The organism is Pseudomonas sp. SA233, from assembly GCF_054792385.1.
Genome location: NZ_CP096449.1, coordinates 778,516 through 799,902, shown reverse-complemented (window position 1 = coordinate 799,902; position 21,387 = coordinate 778,516). Strand labels below are relative to the sequence as shown.

The 21,387-nt window shown below is 62.9% G+C and carries 19 protein-coding genes; 8 read left to right on the top strand and 11 right to left on the bottom strand.

Features of this window, described 5'->3' with window-relative positions; all coding sequences use genetic code 11:
• Positions 1 to 45 precede the first annotated feature (45 nt).
• The 3 genes from cgtA to rplU form a co-directional block, all read right to left on the bottom strand.
• On the bottom strand, positions 46 to 1,272 hold the full coding sequence (cgtA, locus tag M1D87_RS03700; RefSeq protein WP_013970821.1) for an Obg family GTPase CgtA: 1,227 nt from the start codon (positions 1,270 to 1,272) through the stop codon (positions 46 to 48).
• A gap of 189 nt (positions 1,273 to 1,461) precedes the next feature.
• The gene (gene rpmA / locus M1D87_RS03695; RefSeq protein ID WP_003247464.1) at positions 1,462 to 1,719 is read right to left on the bottom strand and encodes a 50S ribosomal protein L27; all 258 of its coding nucleotides are present in this window, start codon (positions 1,717 to 1,719) and stop codon (positions 1,462 to 1,464) included.
• Positions 1,720 to 1,757: 38 nt separating this feature from the next.
• Entirely contained in the window at positions 1,758 to 2,072 is a 315-nt protein-coding gene (gene rplU / locus M1D87_RS03690) for a 50S ribosomal protein L21 (protein WP_003247466.1), read from the bottom strand.
• 244 nt (positions 2,073 to 2,316) lie between these two features.
• On the opposite strand from rplU, the gene M1D87_RS03685 reads away from it, so the two are divergent.
• The 3 genes from M1D87_RS03685 (at position 2,317) to M1D87_RS03675 (ending at position 4,123) form a co-directional block, all read left to right on the top strand.
• Positions 2,317 to 3,285, top strand: a complete 969-nt coding sequence (locus M1D87_RS03685) for a polyprenyl synthetase family protein (protein WP_003256318.1) — start codon at positions 2,317 to 2,319, stop codon at positions 3,283 to 3,285.
• A 166-nt stretch (positions 3,286 to 3,451) separates the two neighbouring features.
• A complete protein-coding gene (locus tag M1D87_RS03680; protein ID WP_009686103.1) occupies positions 3,452 to 3,793 on the top strand; it encodes a zinc ribbon domain-containing protein YjdM in 342 nt (113 codons plus the stop codon).
• Between the two features lie 84 nt (positions 3,794 to 3,877).
• Positions 3,878 to 4,123 (top strand): PA4570 family protein, encoded by a 246-nt coding sequence (locus M1D87_RS03675; RefSeq protein WP_003256316.1) that lies wholly within the window; start codon positions 3,878 to 3,880, stop codon positions 4,121 to 4,123.
• Between the two features lie 127 nt (positions 4,124 to 4,250).
• Here the strand turns inward: M1D87_RS03675 and M1D87_RS03670 are convergent, their stop codons facing one another.
• The 5 genes from M1D87_RS03670 to M1D87_RS03650 form a co-directional block, all read right to left on the bottom strand.
• Positions 4,251 to 4,868 (bottom strand): FKBP-type peptidyl-prolyl cis-trans isomerase, encoded by a 618-nt coding sequence (locus M1D87_RS03670; protein WP_003256315.1) that lies wholly within the window; start codon positions 4,866 to 4,868, stop codon positions 4,251 to 4,253.
• An 85-nt stretch (positions 4,869 to 4,953) separates the two neighbouring features.
• Positions 4,954 to 5,259, bottom strand: coding sequence for a DUF6482 family protein (locus M1D87_RS03665; RefSeq protein WP_013970818.1), 306 nt, complete (start codon positions 5,257 to 5,259; stop codon positions 4,954 to 4,956).
• Positions 5,260 to 5,417: 158 nt separating this feature from the next.
• Positions 5,418 to 5,906, bottom strand: coding sequence for a TIGR00645 family protein (locus tag M1D87_RS03660; RefSeq protein ID WP_003247486.1), 489 nt, complete (start codon positions 5,904 to 5,906; stop codon positions 5,418 to 5,420).
• A gap of 192 nt (positions 5,907 to 6,098) precedes the next feature.
• Positions 6,099 to 6,437, bottom strand: coding sequence for a PA4575 family protein (locus M1D87_RS03655; RefSeq protein ID WP_003247487.1), 339 nt, complete (start codon positions 6,435 to 6,437; stop codon positions 6,099 to 6,101).
• 161 nt (positions 6,438 to 6,598) lie between these two features.
• Positions 6,599 to 9,037, bottom strand: a complete 2,439-nt coding sequence (locus M1D87_RS03650; RefSeq protein ID WP_013970817.1) for a Lon protease family protein — start codon at positions 9,035 to 9,037, stop codon at positions 6,599 to 6,601.
• Positions 9,038 to 9,290: 253 nt separating this feature from the next.
• On the opposite strand from M1D87_RS03650, the gene M1D87_RS03645 reads away from it, so the two are divergent.
• The 4 genes from M1D87_RS03645 to M1D87_RS03630 all read left to right on the top strand — a co-directional run bounded on the left by M1D87_RS03645 (position 9,291) and on the right by M1D87_RS03630 (position 12,844).
• A complete protein-coding gene (locus M1D87_RS03645; protein WP_003256313.1) occupies positions 9,291 to 9,779 on the top strand; it encodes a DUF3015 domain-containing protein in 489 nt (162 codons plus the stop codon).
• 74 nt (positions 9,780 to 9,853) lie between these two features.
• Positions 9,854 to 11,707 (top strand): Lnb N-terminal periplasmic domain-containing protein, encoded by a 1,854-nt coding sequence (locus tag M1D87_RS03640; RefSeq protein WP_102083594.1) that lies wholly within the window; start codon positions 9,854 to 9,856, stop codon positions 11,705 to 11,707.
• Between the two features lie 215 nt (positions 11,708 to 11,922).
• A complete protein-coding gene (locus tag M1D87_RS03635) occupies positions 11,923 to 12,279 on the top strand; it encodes a hypothetical protein (protein ID WP_013970815.1) in 357 nt (118 codons plus the stop codon).
• A 67-nt stretch (positions 12,280 to 12,346) separates the two neighbouring features.
• Positions 12,347 to 12,844 (top strand): GreA/GreB family elongation factor, encoded by a 498-nt coding sequence (locus M1D87_RS03630; protein ID WP_123085689.1) that lies wholly within the window; start codon positions 12,347 to 12,349, stop codon positions 12,842 to 12,844.
• 122 nt (positions 12,845 to 12,966) lie between these two features.
• Here the strand turns inward: M1D87_RS03630 and gdhA are convergent, their stop codons facing one another.
• The 3 genes from gdhA to M1D87_RS03615 all read right to left on the bottom strand — a co-directional run bounded on the left by gdhA (position 12,967) and on the right by M1D87_RS03615 (position 16,984).
• Complete coding sequence (gene gdhA / locus M1D87_RS03625) at positions 12,967 to 14,307, bottom strand: NADP-specific glutamate dehydrogenase (protein WP_123085699.1); 1,341 nt, start codon at positions 14,305 to 14,307, stop codon at positions 12,967 to 12,969.
• 315 nt (positions 14,308 to 14,622) lie between these two features.
• Positions 14,623 to 16,290, bottom strand: coding sequence for an energy-dependent translational throttle protein EttA (gene ettA, locus M1D87_RS03620; protein ID WP_015268893.1), 1,668 nt, complete (start codon positions 16,288 to 16,290; stop codon positions 14,623 to 14,625).
• A 292-nt stretch (positions 16,291 to 16,582) separates the two neighbouring features.
• A complete protein-coding gene (locus M1D87_RS03615; RefSeq protein WP_024086234.1) occupies positions 16,583 to 16,984 on the bottom strand; it encodes a hypothetical protein in 402 nt (133 codons plus the stop codon).
• Between the two features lie 248 nt (positions 16,985 to 17,232).
• Between M1D87_RS03615 and M1D87_RS03610 the strand changes: the two genes are divergently transcribed.
• Positions 17,233 to 21,063, top strand: coding sequence for a sensor domain-containing protein (locus tag M1D87_RS03610; RefSeq protein WP_123085688.1), 3,831 nt, complete (start codon positions 17,233 to 17,235; stop codon positions 21,061 to 21,063).
• The last annotated feature ends 324 nt before the right edge of the window (positions 21,064 to 21,387 follow it).

Sequence of the window (21,387 nt, the reverse complement as noted above, 5' to 3'; positions counted from 1 at the left end):
CAAAAACGCCGCTCCAAAGAGCGGCGTTTAGTGTACTGCAACCGGTCAGTCGCGCACGTAAATGATTTCCGGGCCGTCTTCGTCGTCCTCGAAATCATCGTCCCAACCGTCATCGTCGCCGATGTCGTGCACGCTCTTGACACCAGTACGGCGCAGGGTACGGGCGTCGTCCAGGGCCTGCAGCTGGGCACGGGCTTCGTCTTCGATGCGCTGGTCGAGATCGGCCAGCTCTTCGGCGTAGGCCGGGTCGTTGGCCAGGCGGTCGGCGCGGTCTTCGAGGTAGCGCATCAGGTCGTGGCTGAGCTTTTCGGTGCCCTGCTTGGAGATGGCCGAAATCACGTAGACCGGGCCCTCCCACTGCAGGCGCTCGACCACTTCCTTGACCCGCTCGTCGCGCTCGTCATCCATGACCATGTCTGCCTTGTTCAGCACCAGCCAGCGCTCACGCTCGGCCAGCGACGGGCTGAAGCGGGTCAGCTCGTTGACGATGACTTCGGCGGCATCGGCCGGGCTGCTTCCGTCCAGCGGCGCCATGTCCACCAGGTGCAGCAGTACGCGGGTACGCGCCAGGTGCTTGAGGAAGCGGATACCCAGGCCGGCGCCCTCGGAAGCACCTTCGATCAGGCCAGGAATGTCGGCGATGACGAAGCTCTTCCAGCGGTCGACGCTGACCACACCCAGGTTCGGCACCAGGGTGGTGAACGGGTAGTCGGCCACTTTCGGCTTGGCGGCCGAAACCGAGCGAATGAAGGTGCTCTTGCCGGCATTCGGCAGGCCCAGCAGGCCGACGTCAGCCAGCACTTTCATTTCCATCTTCAGGTCACGCTGGTCACCTGGCTTGCCCGGGGTGGTCTGGCGCGGTGCACGGTTGGTGCTGGACTTGAAGCGGGTGTTGCCCAGGCCGTGCCAGCCGCCTTGGGCGACCATCAGTTTCTGGCCCGGGGTGACCAGGTCACCGATCACTTCCTGGGTGGAGGCGTCGATCACGGTAGTGCCGACCGGCACACGCAGGTACAGGTCGTCGCCTTTCTTGCCGGTGCAGTCGGTGCTGCCGCCGTTGGCGCCACGCTGGGCCTCGTGGTGACGGGTGTAGCGATAGTCGACCAGGGTGTTGAGGTTTTCGTCGGCGATCATGTACACCGAACCACCGTCGCCACCGTCACCACCGTTGGGGCCACCGTTCTCGATGAATTTCTCGCGACGGAAGCTCATGCAACCGTTGCCACCGTCACCGGCTTTGACCCGAATGGATACTTCGTCAACAAACTTCATTCAAAACCGCCTCTCGCCTGCTGGCGAGTTGAATACCTGAAAAACCTGAGGCTCTTGCAAAAATGAGCGCGGCGGCCCCGTACGACCGTAGAAACCCACGCCGGCAGCCCATACAAACAGCTTTGCAAGAGGCTCACCACAAACGAAAAAGCCCCGTCGCATGACGGGGCTTCTGGAGCGACGTCGCGATTAAGCGGCGACGATGCTCACGTAACGGCGCATGAACTCGCCTTTTTTCTCGAACTTGATCACGCCTTCGATCTTGGCGAACAAGGTGTGATCCTTGCCCATGCCAACACCGTAGCCAGCGTGGAATTCGGTGCCGCGCTGACGGACGATGATGTTGCCTGGCTTGATAACCTGGCCGCCATACATCTTCACGCCAAGGCGTTTCGATTCTGAGTCGCGACCGTTACGAGTACTACCACCAGCCTTCTTGTGAGCCATGGTTCAATTCTCCAAATAAATTCAGGGGATCTAGGGGATTAAGCCTGGATACCGGTGATTTTGATCTCGGTGAACCACTGGCGGTGGCCCATACGCTTCATGTGGTGCTTACGACGACGGAACTTGATGATGCGAACCTTGTCGTGGCGGCCTTGCGAAACGACTTCGGCCACTACTTTAGCGCCAGCAACAACTGGAGCACCGATGGTGACTTCTTCACCGTTGGCGACCAGCAGGACGCGATCGAAGGTCACGGATTCGCCAGTGGCGACTTCCAGTTTTTCGATCTTGAGGAATTCACCTTCAGCGACTTTGTACTGCTTGCCGCCGGTAACGATTACTGCGTAAGACATGGTATTTCTCCGATAATCCTGCTCACCCAGCGCTTTATATGATGAGTATTGGCTGGCATGGCTGCACAGGGCTGGAACGGCCCGGCGCAATTGCGTAAGGCAGGTGCTGCCCAGGAAGTTAGGGTGCGCGATTGTACGCAACCGCGGTTTTGCTTGCAAGTGCCGCCCCCAGGGCGCTGGCACCGCGCCTTGACACACCGGGACCCGCGACCTAGCATGCCGCGCAACCTCACTGGAGCAGCCGATGCAACCCCAATCCTTCTACCGCGCGGTGGCTGATGATTTCAGCGCCGTCGACGAGATCATCAAGAAGCAGCTGACCTCGCGCGTGCCGCTGGTATCGAAGATCGGCGACTATATCACGTCCGCCGGTGGCAAGCGCCTGCGCCCCCTGCTGGTGCTGCTGTGTGGCAAGGCCCTGGGCCGCGAAGGCGACGACCTGCGCCTGCTGGCTGCCACCATCGAATTCCTGCACACCGCTACCCTGCTGCACGACGACGTGGTCGACATGTCCGGCATGCGCCGTGGCCGCTCCACCGCCAATGCCCTGTGGGGCAACGCGCCGAGTGTGCTGGTGGGCGACTTCCTCTATTCGCGCTCGTTCGAGATGATGGTCGAACTGGGCTCGATGCCGGTCATGCAGATCCTGTCCAAGGCCACCCGCGTGATTGCCGAAGGTGAAGTGCTGCAGCTGTCGCGGGTACGCGACGCCAGCACCACCGAGGAAGTCTACATGGAGGTCATCCGCGGCAAGACCGCGATGCTGTTCGAGGCTTCGACCCACAGCGCCGCCGCGCTGGCCGAAGCAACCGACGAACAGCGCGAGGCCCTGCGTACCTTCGGTGACCACCTGGGCGTGGCGTTCCAGCTGGTCGACGACCTGCTGGACTACAAGGGCGACTCGCAGACCCTGGGCAAGAACGTCGGTGACGACCTGGCCGAAGGCAAGCCTACCCTGCCGCTGATCTACACCATGCGCGAAGGCACCGCCGAACAGGCTGCGCTGGTGCGCCAGGCGATCCAGAAGGGTGGCCTGGAAGACCTGGAGCAGATTCGCGTGGCAGTCGAGGAGTCGGGTGCTCTGAAGTACACGGCGGAGCTTGCGCGTGACTATGTGAAGCGTGCCATCCAGTGCCTGGAAGTACTGCCGGCCAGCGAATATCGTGATGCGCTGGTCGAGTTGAGCGAGTTTGCTGTCGCGCGTACTCACTGATAGACCGAGTCGCCTTCATTCGCGGGCAAGTCCGCTCCTACAGGATTGCGTCGCCTGTATGAGCTGGCTTGCCCGCGATGCTTTTGTCCGGACATAATCACTTCTGAAAAAATACCTTATACAATTCGGGTTTTTAACCGCCCGTCTGTTTGTTTGAGGAACCGAAGTGAGCACTCTGCCACCCTGCCCGAAATGCAACTCCGAATACACCTATGAGGATGGCACTCAGCTGATCTGCCCTGAATGCGCCCACGAGTGGTCGGCCAGCGGCGACGCCGAAGCGGCCAGCGACGAGGTGGTGAAGAAGGACTCGGTCGGCAACATCCTGCAGGATGGCGACACCGTCACCGTGATCAAGGACCTCAAGGTCAAGGGCTCGTCCCTGGTGGTCAAGGTCGGCACCAAGGTCAAGAATATCCGCCTGTGCGACGGCGACCACGACATCGACTGCAAGATCGACGGCATCGGCGCCATGAAGCTGAAGTCCGAGTTCGTACGCAAAGTCTGATTTTCCAAAAAACCGCCAATTGGCGCTTGCTATTCAGGTAATAAGAATTATTCTCATTGGGACTGCTATCCAAGGAGAATAGCCATGACTTATCTGATCGACGCCTGGCTGGACCGCCCTCACCCCTACCTGCGCATTCTTCATCGGGAAACCGGCGAAGTGTGCGCAGTGCTTGAAGAAGAAGCGCTCGACGAGCTGCGTGACCAGGGCGACCTGGACATGAGCGGGCTGAATTCGAGTGAACCGGGGGTACTCAAGGAGCTGGTGCGGAATCTGTTTCTGTTCTGCTATGCGCGGGCGTTGCGCCCCGGGGGGACAGACTGGAATTGAGGCCAGCAGGACCGGCCTCATCGCCGACAAGCCAGCTCCCACAAGCACAACACAGGGTTCGAATGCTGTGGGGATCTTGTGGGAGCGGGCTTGCCCGCGAATGGGCCGCAAAGCGGCCCCGAGGGCATTACAGAACGTCGAGCAGCTCGACGTCGAACACCAGCACGCTGTGCGGCGGAATGCTGCCAACGCCTTGGGCGCCGTAGGCCAGCTCGCTCGGCACGTACAGGCGCCATTTGCTGCCAGCGTTCATCAGCTGCAGGGCTTCGGTCCAGCCAGCGATCACACCACCTACCGGGAATTCAGCAGGCTGACCACGGTCGTAGGAGCTGTCGAACACAGTGCCGTCGATCAGGGTGCCGTGGTAGTGGGTGCGCACATTGTCTTCGCGGGTCGGCTTGGCGCCTTCGCCTGCGGTCAGTACTTCGAACTGCAGGCCCGAAGCCAGGGTGGTGATGCCGTCACGCTTGGCGTTCTCGACCAGGAATGCCTTGCCAGCGGCAGCAGCGGCTTCAGCCTTGGCAGCTGCTTCGGCTTGCATCACTTCGCGGATGACCTTGAAGCTGGCCGACAGGTCGGCTTCGCTGACGCGGCTGTCGGCGCCGTTGAAGGCATCGGTCAGGCCAGCCAGGATGGCTTCCAGGCTGACGCCCGGTGGCGGGTTGTCGCGCAGCTGGCCGCCCAGCTGACGGCCGATGCCGTAGCTGACGCGCGTTTCGTCGGTGGACAGGTTGAGTTCGGACATTGTCGTGCTCCACTGCAGGGCGCAGTGAAGCCGCGCCCTTGATGAAAAGGGCGAGCAGCCTAGCACACTGGGGCGCTGCGAGCAGCTACCAGGCCGAGCGCTGGGAAATCGGCACCTTCAAGTCTTCTTCCGGGTGCGTGCCCATGCCGCACATTTCGTCCTGCACCGACCAGTGCACCAGGTTCATCGAGACCATGGGGATGGTTTGCAGCAACTTGCGTGCATCCTCCACCGAATGCACGCGCAAGCGTTCACCACGTGTGTCGGAGAGAGGATGGGGGTGGCCTTTGATCCGCGCTTCGAGAAGGTAGTCACCGCCTTCGATGGCGATCAGGTTCAGTTCGTCGACATGGCCAGCCCTGGCCTCGGTGTTGAGCTGATGCAGGTTCATGAGAGCACCTCGCGATGGGAACCACGCATGAGAGCTCATTTTTTGTACAGAAAGGGCGAATGCACAAGGCATGACTGACGCCGCTCGTCAGTTGGACCGTGCCGGCCTCTTCGCGGGCTTGCCCGCTCACACAGGAATTGCGAAGAGGCCTGAAAGGTTCAGTGCTTGGTCAGCTTGTCCAGGTAACCCATGCAGAATGCCGAGACCACGAAGGTCATGTGGATGATCACGTACCACATCAGGTAATCGGTGGAGATGTTCTGTGCGTCCATGAACACCCGCAGCAGGTGGATGGACGAAATGGCCACGATCGACGCGGCAACCTTCATCTTCAGCGACGAAGAGTCCATCTTGCCCAGCCAGTTGAGCTTTTCCTTGCTCTCGTCGATGTCCAGTTGCGAGACGAAGTTCTCGTAGCCGGAGATCATCACCATCACCAGCAGGCCGCCCACCAGCGACATGTCGATCAGCGACAGGATCACCAGGATCAGGTCGGCTTCGCTGAGGGCGAAGACGTTGGGCAGGACGTGGACCACTTCCTGGAAGAATTTCAGCGCCAGGGCCAGCAGGCCGAGGGACAGGCCGAAGTAGATGGGGGCGAGCAGCCAGCGCGAGGCATACATCGCATTTTCGAGGATACGTTCCATGGAGTGTCGGGACTCATCAGGTGACTAAAAAAGCGACGGCGAGTATAGCCAGCCACCTGTTACAGCAAAAGCCCGGTGAACGGGGCTGCTTTGCAGCCCATCGCGACACAAGGCCGCTCCTACAAGAGATTGCGGTCCCTTGTAGGAGCGGCCTTGTGTCGCGATGGGCCGCAAAGCGGCCCCCTGCATCAATCAGGTCTCAGGATGAAACTGGTAATCCCCCAGATTCCGACACCGCTCACCGTTGATCCGCCGCAACTGCGCCTGCAAATGCAAACACCAGATCTGCGGATCCTCGGCCACCTGGTACCCATGCAAGGTCAGGCTGTCGACAATGGCATTGAGCACAGATTCGGCCACCAGCGGCCCATGGAACGGCCCTTGGGCCTTGATCGCGGACGGTTGTTCACCGGCCATGCCGGCGGCGAACAGCAGCGTCCACATGCCGTTATCCCCGGCCAGCGGACGGATGCTGCATTCGATGCGGGTCACCAGGCCCAGGCACTGGCGTGTGAGGCTGAGATTGCGCATGGCCGCGCCCCCTCCAATAAGCCTTGTTCAGCCTGAACCTCAGGCTGTTTCCATCCTGAACGCTGTTACCGTCCTTAAGTTCCAGCATAGAAGAACGGTACAGAAAGATGGAAAACCGGCGCTGAACGGTAGCACATCGCCGCCAGCGCCGGTTTCTTGACTCAGGCCGGCTTGGCCTGGGCAATCACCTCTTCCAGGCGCTCTTTCTCCGCCTTCTCGATTTCTTCCTCGCTGATCATCTCGGCAATCTCACGCAGGCGCTCCACCACCCGCGCGTTGACGCTGCCTTCGGTGAACTGGCCCTTGTCATCCAGCACACCGGCCTCCTCGCCCACCAGCAGGCTCAACGCCTCGTCGGCCTGGCTGACCGCGTACACGTGGAACATGCCGTTCTCCACTGCCTGCAGCACACGCTCGTCGAGCATCAGCGTGGCAACGTTGGCACGCGGGATGATCACCCCCTGCTCGCCGGTCAGGCCACGCGCCTCGCACAAGCGGAAGAAGCCTTCGATCTTCTCGTTGACCCCACCCACCGCCTGCACTTCACCAAACTGGTTGATCGAGCCGGTAATGGCGAAGCACTGCTTGAGCGGCGTGCGCGACAAGGCCGAGATCAGCGTGCAGGCTTCGCCCAGCGAGGCGCTGTCACCGTCCACATAGCCGTAGGACTGTTCCAGAGCGATGCTCGCCGAGATCGCCAGCGGGAACTCCTGGGCATAGCGGCTGCCCAGGTAGCCGGTGAGGATCATCACACCCTTGGAGTGGATCGGCTGCCCGAGGTTTACCTCACGCTCGATGTCGACGATACCGCTGCCGCCCGGGTACACCGTGGCGGAGATACGCGCCGGCATACCGAACGCCGAATCACCCACTTCCAGCACGGTCAGGCCGTTGCACTTGCCGATGGCCGCGCCCTCGGTGTCGATCAGGATGATGCCGGCGAGCATGTCGTCCAGCACCCGCTGCGAAACACGCCCGGTGCGGGTGGCCTTGGCCTTGAGCGCACGCTCGATGTGCCCGGCGTCGGTCATTTCGTCACTGGCCAGCTGGCGGATGAAATCAGCTTCGCTGACCAGCTGGAACAGGTCGCCGATACGTGCCGACAGGCGCGACTGGTTTTCTGCCAGGCGGGCGCTGTAGGTGGCCAGGCGCGCCACCGCGTCACTGGTCAGTGGCGCCATGCCCTCTTCGTTGGTGCGGGTGCGCAACAGCTGGGCGAACTGCTCCAGGTTCTCATCGACCATGGGCATGTCTTCGTCGAAGTCCACCAGCACCCGGAACATTTCCTGGAAGTCCGGGTCGTGGTCCTGCAGCGCGTAGTAAAGCTGGCGCGAACCGATAATGACCAGCTTGATGTTCAGCGGGATCATCTGCGGCGTCAGGCTGACGGTAGCCACCCGCCCCAGCTCGCCCAGTGGCGACTCCATCTTCAACTTGCGCGACTGCAGCGCACGCTTGAGCGCGTCCCAGACGAACGGCTCGCCCAACATCTTCTCGGCTTCCAGAATCAGGAAGCCGCCGTTGGCGCGGTGTAGCGCGCCTGGGCGCAGCTGACGGTAAGAGGTGTACAGCGCACCCTGGTCGGTGCTGTATTCGATACGGCCAAACAGGTTGTCGTAGGTCGGGTGCGGCTCGAACACCACCGGCGCACCGCCGTCGGCGTGGTGGCCGACCACCAGGCTTGGCGCGTACTGCTCTTCCAGCAGCTTGCGCGCAGCCGCGTCGGTCTTGCTGTCATCGACCAGTTGCTCGACCACGGTACGCAGCAGGTTCAGCTGCACCGACTGCAGGTAGGCGCAGACCGCAGCGTTCTCGGCGTACTTCTCCGACAGCGGCGCCAGCAACGGCTGCAGGGCCAGGGTGATGGTTTCCTCGTTGAGCTGGCGCAGCTGGTTGTTCGACTCGCGTTTCCATTGCGGCAGGCTGGCCAGCTCTTCGTTCAGGCGTTCCTCGAGCAGGGCGATATCCTCGTGGAACTGCTCGCGCACCTCTTCCGGCAACTGGGCGAATTCGGCTTCATCCAGCGCCTTGCCGTCGGCCATCGGGGTGAAGGCGACGTTGCTGGCGTCGCGGTACAGGGCCACGTCCTTTTCCAGCGAGGCGCGCTCGATCACATCCAGGGCGCGGTCGTAACGCTGGTTGAAGGCGCGGTCGATGGCGCCTTTCTTCTGCTGGTACGACGGGTGCTCGAATACTGCAGGGAAGGTCGACAACAGGTTGTCGATCAGCCCGTTCATGTCGGCGATGAACGCCCCCGCGGTGCCGGACGGCAATTCCAGTGCGCGGGGTTCGCGTGTGTCATCGAAGTGGTTGACGTAGACCCAGTCGGCCGGGGTTTGCTGACGCTTGCCCTCGGCCTTGAGGTAGCGCTTGACGAACGAGAAGCGGCCGGTGCCGGGCTCGCCCATCACGTACACGTTGTAACCAGGGCGCGGCATGGCCACGCCAAACTGCAGGGCCTCGACAGCACGCTCCTGGCCCAGGACTCCGCGAAACGGCTCCAGATCGTCGGTATTGGTAAAGGCAAACTGCTCGGGGGAGAAACGCCGGGTCAGGGCTTCAGGCGCGAGACGCAGGCGCGCAGCGACAGGATCGGGCATTGGGTTTCCTTACTTCGGCGGGGCAGATACGCAGCATTCTGGCGCTGCCCGCGCGCGCCTTGCAAGGCTCCGCAGGACTTTATGTCGCAGCCGGTGCAGGTCATGCAACAGCAAATTTTTCGCAATCAACAACGCAACTCTTAGATCGTGCCTAAACTCCAAGCTGCGCGGGTGGGTGAAAAGCTTTCCCGACCTGGCAACCGAGTTGCCAGAAACCCTGACCCTTGGTTAAGTCAAATAGAGAACAAATGCTATGAAACGGATTCTTCTGGGTACTCTGTTCACCGTGGTCTCGATCAATGCCATGGCCGAAGCGCCAGGCGGCCCGAACTGCGGCTGGGGCAACATGCTGTTCGAAGGCCAGCGCGGCACTCCGGCACACTTCCTGGCTTCCACCACCAACGGCACCTCCGGTAACGCCACCTTCGGCATGACCTCCGGCACCAACGGCTGCTCGACCAAAGCGTCGCTGACCTACGGCGGCAAGTCCTGGTTCGCCATGAACGGCATGATGAATGAGCTTTCCGAAGACATGGCCATGGGCCAGGGCGAAGCACTGACCACCTATGCCGTGGTTCTCGGCGTGGCCCCTGAAGACCGTGGCTACTTCGCATCGGTCACCCATCAGCACTTCAACCAGATCTTCAGCAGCGCCGACGTCACTGCCGAAACCGTCCACAGCAACACCCTGGCTGTTCTGAAGAACGACCCACGCCTGGCCAAATACGCAACCGAGGCCTGAGTGCAGCTCCTCCCGCCCCGGCCCCGGGGCGGGTTTCGCCTTTTTTCGGCATCGTTAAGAAGTAGTTGCCCGACATGCTCAAACGCTTCGTATCCCTGGCGCTGTGTGCCTGCGCCCCTGCTCATGCCGCGCCCGTGCTGGACCAAGGCCGTGTCCAGCAACTGGCCAACACCCCTTACTGGATTGCCCTGGGCCATTACGAAACCGCCAAGCTGGGTGGCTGGCGCAGCTATGTGGACGATGATGCGTTCTTCCTCGCCGAGGATGGCGCGCACCACCCCGACCAGGAACTGAAAGCCACGGTCGAAGCGCTGTACGCCCCGGCCAGCCTCGGTGACAAACATGCCCAGTGCGTATTCCCGGCGCGCACCCGCTGGCTGCGCGAACAGCTCGACCTGCAAGACTTGCCGCAACCTGACTGCCAGGAGTTCACCACCTGGTACCAGTCGATCGACCCACACAGTGCAGCGCTGATCTTCCCGGCAGCCTACCTGAACAGCCCGTCATCGATGTTCGGCCACACCTTGCTGCGCATCGACCAGTCCAACACCCGCAGCGACGACACCACGCTGCTGAGCTACGCAATCAACTTCGGCGCCTACATCGAAGGCAGCGACAACAGTATCCTGTATGCCTGGAAGGGCCTGATGGGTGGCTACCCGGGCCTGTTCGCGCTGATGCCCTACCAGGAGAAACTGTCCGAATACCGCAGCCTGGAAAACCGCGACCTGTGGGAGTACCAACTGGACCTGACCCCGGAAGAAACCGGGCGCATGGTCGAACATGTGTGGGAGCTGAAGCAGATCCAGTTCGACTATTTCTTCTTCGATGAGAACTGCTCGTACCGCCTGCTGGAGCTGCTGCAGGTGGCCCGGCCGGGCCTTGACCTGACCTCGCAGTTCCCGCTGACCGCCATCCCGACCGACACGGTGAAAGCCGTGAAGCAGTCCGGCATGGTCGCCAGCGAGACGTACCGCCCCTCTCGCGAACGTGAACTGCTGGCCCGGGCCGAGCCGCTCGATCACGACGAAAAGCGCCAGGTGCTGGCTGTAAGTGCCGACACCGGGCAACTGCAGAGCCCCGAATTCAAGGCCCTCCCCCGCCAGCGCCAGGCGCTGGTGCAGGACGCCGCGTACCGCCTGGAGCGTTACCGTGCCAATGGCCAGGAGCGCGACCCTGGGCAGGCGAAACGCAGCTTCGAACTGCTGCGGGCAATCAACAGCAACCCGCCCCCGCCCCTGCAGATCGAGCGCCCAGGCCTGCCCGAGGACGGCCATGACTCGCGCACCTGGCAGCTGGGCGTAGGCACCCGCGAAGACCGCGCCTACGCCGAGTACGGCCTGCGCATGGCCTACCACGACCTGAATGACAACGCCTATGGCTTCCCGCTGGGGGCGCAGATCGAGATCCTGCAGCTGAAGCTGCGCCAGTACGAAGGCAATGACTGGCAGGTGCAGCGCCTGGACCTGGCCACCATCCGCTCGCTGACACCGCGCAACGAGCTGCTCAAGCCCTGGTCGTGGCAGGTGGCCGGCGGGCTGGAGCGCGTGCCGGGCAAGCATGATGACGAAGTGCTGGTAAGCCATGTGAACGGCGGGGCCGGCGGCACCTGGCAACTGGCCGACGGGTTGCTGGGCTTTGCCCTGGGCACGGTGCGGGTCGAGCACCACAATGATTTTGCCCAGTTCATCGCCCCGGCGGCGGGCTTCAATGGCGGGCTGCTGTGGCGCAACGGGCTGGGCAACATGACGCTGGAGGCCAAGGGCGATTATTTCACCAATGGCGAAGTACGGCGCAGTGTGAGCCTGAACCAGCAATGGGAGATCAGCCAGAACCTGGGCCTGCGGTTGAGTGCTTCGCGAGAGTTCAGCCACCTGGCTACGGCGCAGAACGAGGTGATGCTGGAGTTGAAGTGGTATCACTACTGAGGCCGCTTTGCGGCCTTTCGCGGGCATGCCCGCTCCCACAGGTACTGCACTGGCCTCGAATCCTGGGGTGATCCTGTGGGAGCGGGCGTGCCCGCGAATGGGCCAGTGAGGTCAGCAGAGCAGTGTGAACCAACCGACTCTTTGACACTGTTTTAACGGCTCCCCGACAAATCGCCACCTAGACTTTCCAGTATCAACCGGAGGGTTTTTTGGTTATGTCGCGGTACTGGTTCGGCGTGTGCATGGCGTTGTTGCTGTCTGGTTGCGAAACCACCCACGAGCAGATGGTCCACCAGGGTTATCCCCCCGCCTATGCCGATGGCTTCCAGGACGGCTGCAGCAGCGGCCGACAGGCGGCGGGGCTGATGGTCGGCGCTTTTCGCAAGGACGTGCCGCGCTACCTGCACGAGCGCCAGTACGAAAGCGGCTGGGACGACGGCTTTCGCCAGTGCCACGCCATGCAGAACAGCGAAGAACAGCGCCAGTACCACGAGCGCTTCTGGGACCAGCGCGAGCGCGACTGGGAGCAGGAAAAGGACCGCGACGCCGCACGCGCCTATCGCCACAACTGAGTCGCAAACGGACATCCCTTGAAACCGGCGGCCTGCGATGATGGTCTCCTGCAAAAGGAGGCCCCGCATGAGCCGAGCATTCGTCAACGAAGACCAGGCCGCCGCCCAGGCTGATCAGCCGGTCGAGCGACGGGTCAGCGAACAACCCAACTACGTGACCGCCAGTGGCCTGCGCCAGCTGCAGGAGCGCGTGACCGAGCTGAATGCCCTGCGCAGCGAACTGCAGGCACAAGGTGAACGTGGCGACAAGCAGCGGCTGGCGGATACCGAACGGGACCTGCGCTACTTCAGCGCGCGAGTGCAAAGCGCCCAGGTTGTGCCGGCGGCGACGTCGCGCAGCAAGGTGCAGATTGGCAGCCGGGTGCGGTTTGTCGATGCGCAGGACCAGGAACATGTGGTGCGGCTGGTGGGCGAGGATGAGGCGGATGCCGGGCGGGGGTTGATAAACTGGGGTTCGCCGTTGGGGCGGGCTTTGCTCGGGGCAGGGCCAGGGGATGAGGTGGTCTGGCGGCGGCCGGTGGGGGAGCAGGTGATCGAAGTGGTTGAGGTTTTTGGTGAAGATTGAGGACCTGGGGGCTGCTTTGCAGCCCATCGCGACACAAGGCCGCTCCCACAGGAGTACGCAATTCCCTGTGGCAGCGGCCTTGTGTCGCGAAAGGGCCGCAAAGCGGCCCCAACGGCCTCAGATCAAACCACGCCCTGCGCCAGCATCGCATCAGCCACTTTCACGAAGCCCGCGATGTTCGCACCTTTGACGTAGTTGATGCTGCCATCCGCCTCTTCACCGTAATGCACGCAAGCATGGTGAATCGACTGCATGATGTTGTGCAGCTTGCTGTCCACCTCACCGGCAGTCCACAGCAGGCGCATGGCGTTCTGCGACATCTCCAGGCCCGACACGGCCACGCCGCCGGCGTTGGAGGCCTTGCCCGGGGCGTACAGGATGCCGGCCTCCAGGAAGATATCCACAGCCTCCAGGGTAGTCGGCATGTTGGCGCCTTCGGCCACGCAGATGCAGCCATTGCGCAGCAAGGTGCGGGCGTCTTCGGCGTCCAGTTCGTTCTGCGTGGCACACGGCAGGGCGATGTCGCACGGCAGGCTCCACGGGGTCTGGCCCTTGCGGAACTCCAGGCCGAACTGCGCGGCCAGTTCGCTGATGCGGCCACGCTTGACGTTCTTCAGCTCCATCACCGCATCCCACTGGGCATCGGTCAGGCCAGCTTCGGCGTACAGGGTGCCTTCGGAGTCGGACAGCGAAATCACCTTGCCGCCCAGGTCCATGACCTTGCGCGCGGCATACTGGGCCACGTTACCCGAACCGGAAATCGCCACGCGGCAGCCATCGATACGCTTGTCCTGACGCTTGAGCATTTCCTCGGCGAAGTACACGCAGCCGTAGCCGGTGGCTTCCGGGCGGATCAGGCTGCCGCCGTAGGTCATGCCCTTGCCGGTCAGCACCGAAGTGAACTGGTTGGCCAGGCGCTTGTACTGGCCGAACATGAAGCCGATTTCGCGGGCACCCACGCCGATGTCACCGGCCGGGACGTCCAGGTCAGCGCCAATGTGGCGGTACAGCTCGCTCATGAACGCCTGGCAGAAACGCATGACTTCGCCGTCGCTCTTGCCTTTGGGGTCGAAGTCCGAGCCGCCTTTGCCGCCGCCCATGGGCAGCGAGGTGAGAGAGTTCTTGAACACCTGCTCGAAGGCCAGGAACTTCAGCACGCCCAGGTTGACCGACGGGTGGAAGCGCAGGCCGCCCTTGTACGGGCCGATGGCGCTGCTCATCTGGATGCGGTAGCCGCGGTTGACCTGCACCTTGCCCTGGTCATCGACCCAGGATACGCGGAACAGTACGGCGCGCTCGGGCTCGACCATGCGCTCCAGAATGCCGGCCTGCAGGTAATGCGGGTTGGCCTCGAGGAATGGCCACAGGCTGCGCAGCACTTCTTCCACAGCCTGGTGGAATTCAGGTTGGGCCGGGTCGCGTTGCTTCAGGCGCGCGAGGAAATTGTCGACAGATTCGATCATGGTAGACATCTCACCAAGAGGATTGGACTTATTGGTTTTTTTCAGGAATGTACCAAGAAGCAATCGCACCGGAATAGGGCGAAATGTCGTTTTTTTGAAATTATTTGGTGCGTTTTCTATAAGTGTATACAAATTCGCTATCAGCGTTGGCCTCTTCGCGGGTAAACCCGCTCCCACAGAGGAGCTGCGCAAGCCCGAGAGCTATGGGCATCCCTGTGGGAGCGGGTTTACCCGCGAAGAAGCCAACACCACTTTCCAGCCGAGCACAAAAATGGGGCCTCGAAGGGCCCCATTCTTGTGCATCAGAACACCGGCTTACTGGGCCAGCTTCTTGTGCCGTACACGGTGCGGCTGGGCAGCAGCATCGCCCAGGCGCTTCTTGCGGTCGGCTTCGTACTCGGTGTAGTTACCCTCGAAGAACACCACGTTCGAGTCGTCTTCGTACGCCAGGATGTGGGTAGCCACACGGTCCAGGAACCAACGGTCGTGGGAGATCACGATCGCCGCGCCCGGGAAGTCCAGCAGGGCTTCTTCCAGCGAACGCAGGGTTTCGACGTCGAGGTCGTTGGACGGTTCGTCGAGCAGCAGGACGTTACCGCCCTCCTTCAAGGTCAGGGCCAGGTGCAGGCGGCCACGCTCACCACCGGACAGGTCCTTGACGAACTTCTGCTGGTCGCCACCCTTGAAGTTGAAGCGGCCCACATAGGTACGCGACGGGATCTCGTAGTTGCCGATGCGGATCATGTCAGAGCCGTCGGAAACCTGCTGGAACACGGTCTTGCCGCCGTCCAGGTCTTCGCGGCTCTGGTCGACGCAGGCCAGCTGCACGGTTTCACCGATCTCGATGCTGCCCGAGTCCGGCTGTTCCTTGCCCATCAGCATGCGGAACAGGGTCGACTTACCGGCACCGTTACCACCGATCACACCGACGATGGCGCCTTTAGGCATGGAGAACGACAGGTTGTCGATCAGCACGCGGTCGCCGTAGCCCTTGGTGACGTTCTTGAACTCGATGACCTTGTCGCCCAGGCGCGGACCGGCCGGGATGTAGATCTCGTTGGTTTCGCTGCGCTTCTGGAATTCCTGCGACTGCATTTCTTCAAAGCGCTGCAGACGGGCCTTGGACTTGGACTGGCGGGCCTTGGCGCCTTTGCGCACCCACTCCAGTTCCTCTTTCATGGCCTTTTCGTGGGCGCTCTGCTGCTTGGATTCCTGCGCCAGACGCTCGGACTTGGCTTCCAGCCAGCCCGAGTAGTTGCCTTCGTACGGGATACCGGCGCCGCGGTCCAGTTCCAGGATCCAGCCAGCGACGTTGTCGAGGAAGTAACGGTCGTGGGTAATGGCTACCACGGTGCCCGGGAAGTCGTGCAGGAAGCGCTCCAGCCAGGCCACCGAGTCGGCGTCCAGGTGGTTGGTCGGTTCGTCCAGCAGCAGCATGTCGGGGGCCGACAGCAGCAGGCGGCACAGGGCCACGCGGCGCTTCTCACCACCGGACAGGTGCTCGATGCGTGCATCCCAGGCCGGCAGACGCAGGGCGTCGGCGGCAACGTCCAGCTGGCGCTCCAGGTTGTGGCCGTCAGCGGCCTGCAGGATGGCTTCCAGCTTGGCCTGCTCGGCGGCCAGCTTGTCGAAGTCGGCATCCGGTTCGGCGTAGGCAGCATAGACCTCGTCCAGGCGCGCCTGGGCGTCCTTGATCACGCTGACCGCTTCCTCGACCACTTCGCGCACCGACTTGTTCGGGTCCAGTTGCGGTTCCTGTGGCAGGTAGCCAACGTTGATGTCGGGCATCGGACGGGCTTCGCCGTCGAATTCCTTGTCGACGCCCGCCATGATCCGCAGCAGGGTCGATTTACCCGCGCCGTTCAGGCCGAGCACGCCGATCTTGGCGCCCGGGAAGAACGACAGGGAAATGTTCTTGAGAATTTCCCGCTTCGGCGGCACGACCTTGCTCAGCCGATGCATGGTGTAGACGTATTGAGCCAAAACCAAGCCCTCTAATCAGATAGGTAAAGACATCGACGATCGCCCCGGCGCGCTGGCCAGGGGGATGTATTTACGGGGTGTCATTGAACAAAGTCGACCATTCTACGCCAACGCGCGGCGTTGCATAGGAGGGGCGGATGGTGGGGGGGTAGGACCGGGGAGAATCTATTGCCTGTGCTGGCCTCTTCGCGGCTAAAGCCGCTCCCACAGGTACTGCACAGTTCTCGAAGGCAGTGATAATCCCTGTGGGAGCGGCTTTAGCCGCGAAAGGGCCGGTACAGCTGCAGATGACTCAGACGTGACGCTGCTTGGCCTTGCCCCGCGGCAAGCGGCAACGGTCGCCCTGCTCGGCCAGGCGCGCGGCCCAGGCGGACTTCACGCTGAAGCCACCGCTACGAGCCGGCTGCTGCTCGGCAGCTTTGGCCGGTTTGGCGGCCGCAGGCACGCTGACAACCTTGGCCGCCGGCTTGACCTCGGCCACGGTAACAGCCGGCTCAACTGCCGCCTTGGCGGTCTTGCGCAGTTCGGCCAGCGATGGGCTCTTGCTCTTGGCGACAGCTGCCGCCTCGGGTTTGCTCAGCGAACGCTGGCAAGACTTGCAGGATACGTCCTCGGTCACGGCAGTGCTGACAAGGGTCTGACTGCTGCGCCCGCAGGCGGAATCGAGGCCATTGGAGGAAAAGTGAGTAACCAAAACCGAACATCTCCGATGCGTTGTCATTTGAAGCGGGCGCTATTCTCGCACAGGTTGCAGGGGCTTGCCGAACCACCGGGCAGGCACCACCGGTCACATCGGCTGGCACTTTGCCATAATCCTAGGCATGCTAGCCCGTTTCGGGTGTCCGGCCTTATAGTGCGCCACCGCGGTCTGGCAACCAGACACCGGCACACACCGTGCATGATCCATCCCTGCCATCGCCAGCCCAATCGCAGGATCAACGCTTGACCAATCTTACTCATCCGTCGACATTGCGTTCCGCGCCACAGGCGCCCGTGGCCTCGCTGCGCGGGTCGATCAAGGGTGCGCTGGCGCTGCTGGCCCTGATCCTGCTGGGCCTGCTGCTGTGGCAGCTGTTCGCCCAGTTCAAGCATACCCAGGCCGACCTGCGCAAACAGAGCCTGGACGCCACCGCCGAACTGGCCGACCACCTGAGCCTGAACATGGCCCTCAAGGCGCAACAGGCCGTGAATGTGGTGCAGCCCTACGTCAAGGCGCCGACGCCCTCGGCCCTGCCCAGCCTGCTGGGCACCCTTCGCGAGCGCCTGCCGGCCCTGCAGAGCATGGCCTGGCTGGACGCTACCGGGCAGGTGCAGGCCGACAGCCTGGCCGGCAGCCCTGACCGCCATTTGCTTGACGAGCTGCTCAGGCTGAACCAGGGCAGCCCGTACTTCTTCACCAATTCGGGCGACAACCGCACCGTCTACCTGCTGCTTCGCCAGGCCACCGAACAGGGCCGCGGCTACTGGCTGCTGCGCCTGTCGCCGGACTACTACCGCACCCTCACCCTCCACCTGGATGGTGCCGGCCACCCGCTGTGGCTGCTGGAAAACAGCCGCAACGGCGAGGTACTGCAAAGCCATGCGCCGGCCGTTACCAGCAACGAACCGCTGCAAAGCGTGATGCTGGCTTTCATCGACAACAGTACCTGGCAGTTGCGCGGCCTGTTCGACGCCAAGCTGGCCCAACAGAAGCTGCTGCCGGCGCTGCTCGGCAAATGCCTGCTGGTGCTGTTCTGCGCCCTGCTGCCGATGCTGGCCCTGGTCAACATGCGCCGCCGCCAACGGGCGCTGCAGGACGACCGCCGGCGCTATCAGGAAATTTTCGAAGGCACCGGCGTGGCCTTGTGTGTGCTCGACCTGTCCAGCCTGCCCGGCCAACTCGACCGTTACCACCTGCGCAACCGTGCCGCGCTCAAACACAGCCTGGCCCTGGACCCCAACCTGCGCCGCTCGCTGCTGCTGGAGCTGAAGATCACCGAGATCAACCAGGTGGCCCGCCAACTGTTGAACATCGACAGCCACGAAGGTGCCTGGCAGCGCCTGATCGATGGCACTGGCGATGGCCGCGACAGCATCGGCATGCAGCTGATCGACGCGCTGATCGAGCAGCGCCCGCTGCTGGAGCTGGAGGTGCGCCTGCCGGCGCCGCTGGGTGGCGAGCTGCACCTGTGGCTGATGGCCCGCCTGCCGCAGCAGCGCCGCGACTGCCAGGCGGTCATCCTCAGCATCAGCGACATCACCAGCCGCAAGCAGGTGGAGCTGTCGCTGCTGGAGCGCGAGAGCTTCTGGTCGGATGTGGTGCGCACCGTGCCCGACCAGTTGTATGTGCAGGACGTGCTCAGCCAGCGCATGATCTTCAGCAACCGCCACCTCGGCCAGACCCTGGGCTACGACCGTACCGAGCTGGCGCAGATGGGCGAGCGCTTCTGGGAACTGCTGCTGCACCCCGAGGATGCCACGCACTACCAGGCGCTGCGCCAGCAACAGCGGGACAGCGGCCATGACCAGCCGCTGCACTGCCAGCTGCGTTTCCGCCACCGCGATGGCGGCTGGCGCTGCTACGACATCCGCGAACAAGTGCTGACCCGTGACGCCGACGGCCTGGTGACACGCATCATCGGCGTGGGTAAGGACGTGACGGTGCAGATCGAGGCCAGCCAGTCGCTGCGCGACAGCGAGCAGCGCTACCGCATGCTCGCCGAAAGCATCAGCGACGTGATCTTCTCCACCGACAACCTGCTCCAGCTCAACTACGTAAGCCCCTCGGTGCAAAGCGTGCTGGGCTACCAGGCCGACTGGATCTTCGCCAACGGCTGGCAGTCGATCATCGCCAACCCGTCCCAGCTCACCGGCATCTATAGCCTGATGGAGCGCGTCAGCAAGGCCATGGGCGACCCGGCCCAGCTGGCCCAGCTACGCAACCAACTGCCCACCCAGCTGTTCCTTTTCGACTGCCTGCGCGCCGATGGCCGCAAGATCCCCATCGAACTGCGCCTGGTGCTGGTGTGGGACGATGAAGAGCGCTTCGAAGGCGTGCTCGGGGTTGGCCGCGACATCAGCCAGCAACGCCGTGCCGAGAAGGACCTGCGCATGGCCGCGACGGTATTCGAGCACTCCACCTCGGCCATCCTCATCACCGACCCGGCGGGCTATATCGTCCAGGCCAACGAAGCGTTCAGCCGCGTCAGTGGCTACGCCGTCAGCGAGGTGCTCGACCAGTTGCCGGGCATGCTTACCGTCGACGAGCAGCAGGAAGGCCACCTGCGCTACGTGGTGAAGCAGCTTTACCAGCGCGGCAGCTGGGAGGGCGAAATGTGGCTCAAGCGCCGCGACGGCGACCACTACCCGGCGTGGGTCGGCATTACCGCAGTGCTGGACGACGAAGGCGACCTGGCCAGCTACGTGTGTTTCTTCACCGACATCAGCGAGCGCAAGGCCAGCGAACAGCGCATCCACCGCCTGGCCTACTACGACGCCCTCACCCACCTGCCCAACCGCACGTTGTTCCAGGACCGTCTGTACAACGCCCTGCAGCAGGCCGAGCGGCAAAAGGCCTGGGTGGTGCTGATGTTCCTCGACCTGGACCGCTTCAAACCGATCAACGACTCCCTTGGCCACGCTGCCGGCGACCGCATGCTCAAGGACATGGCCCAGCGCCTGCTGGCCTGTGTGGACAACGACGACACCGTGGCGCGCATGGGCGGCGACGAGTTCACCCTGCTGCTGCAACCGCGCGCGACCCGCGAGATGGCACTCAACCGCGCCATCCACGTGGCCGAGAACATCCTCGGCAGCCTGGTGCGGCCGTTCGTGCTGGAAAACCGCGAGTTCTTCGTTACCGCAAGTATCGGCATCGCCCTCAGCCCGCAGGACGGCAGCGAGCTGAGCCAGCTGATGAAAAACGCCGACACCGCCATGTACCACGCCAAGGAGCGCGGCAAGAACAACTTCCAGTTCTACCAGGCGGAGATGAACGCCAGCGCCCTGGAACGCCTGGAGCTGGAGAGCGACCTGCGCCATGCCATGGAGCAGAACGAGTTCATCCTCTACTACCAGCCGCAGTTCAGTGGCGACGGCAAGCGCCTGACCGGCGCCGAAGCCCTGCTGCGCTGGCGCCACCCGACCCGCGGCCTGGTCCCGCCGGGCGACTTCATCCCGGTGATCGAAGAACTGGGCCTGGTGGTGGACGTGGGCGACTGGGTGCTGCGCGAGGCCAGCCGCCAGCTCAAGGCCTGGCACAAGGCCAAGGTGCGCGTGCCCAAGGTGTCGGTGAACATCTCGGCGCGGCAGTTCTCCGACGGCCAGCTGGGCACGCGCATCGCCACCATTCTGGAAGAAACCGGCCTGCCACCGGCGTGCCTGGAGCTGGAGCTGACCGAAAGCATCCTGATGCGCGAAGTGAACGAAGCCATGCAGATTCTCGCCAGCCTGAAAAACCTCGGCCTGAGCATCGCGGTGGACGACTTCGGCACCGGTTATTCGTCGCTGAACTACCTCAAGCAGTTCCCGATCGACGTGTTGAAGATCGACCGCACCTTCGTCGACGGCCTGCCCGAAGGCGAACAGGATGCGCAGATTGCCCGGGCGATCATCGCCATGGCCCACAGCCTCAACCTGGCGGTGATCGCCGAAGGGGTGGAGACCCACGAGCAGCTGGAGTTCCTGCGCGAGCATGGTTGCGACGAGGTGCAGGGCTACCTGTTCGGACGGCCGATGCCGGCGCATCAGTTCGAGGCGCAGTTCGCCAACGAGAAGCTCTTCATGTTCCATTGACCCCGACGCCTCCTGGCGTGCGCGTACTCTGTAGGAGCGGCCTTGTGTCGCGAAAGGACCGCAACGCGGTCCCGACAATTTCGGCGGCAACGCTGCAATCGCGGGGCCGCTGCGCGCCCCTTTCGCGACACAAGGCCGCTCCTACAGGGACCGCGCCCGGCCTGAGAAGCGCACCTGTAAAAACGGACCTTCGAGTCAACTCCAGTTCCCGCCCAGCCCAGAAACGGCGCGGGATGCAACGTGAAGCCCATTGGTCCGCGACTTGATGCCACTTCATATGCCAGCCGCGGATCAATCGGTTAGAATGCCCCCCCAATTCACCCC